Here is a 247-nt window from a genome sequence, read left to right on the forward strand (position 1 = left end):
GGGTATTACCTAACGAAACTATGATTGTTTTTAGTTATGAAGCGGGTTTTGTGGAGCCAATTGGCGTTGCGAGTGTTATGCCTTCTAGTAACAGTGCTCAAGGCGAAATTATCCGCTGGAAAGATTCTGATATTGCAGATGACGTTAAAGGTAAAGCTAAAAATGGTATTTATCGCCCAGCAAAAGGTGCAAAAATATTTGCAGTTTCGGTAGGCACACCAGCTGGATTTTTGGAGAACCGTACATG

At 41.3% G+C, this 247-nt stretch carries 1 pseudogene; it reads left to right on the forward strand.

Features of this window, described 5'->3' with window-relative positions:
- A pseudogene (locus AAEY62_RS24005) lies at window positions 1–247 on the forward strand (hypothetical protein); the annotation flags it as partial.

The organism is Pseudoalteromonas sp. GW168-MNA-CIBAN-0100 (genome assembly GCF_040309225.1).
In the GTDB taxonomy this organism is placed as follows: domain Bacteria; phylum Pseudomonadota; class Gammaproteobacteria; order Enterobacterales; family Alteromonadaceae; genus Pseudoalteromonas; species Pseudoalteromonas arctica.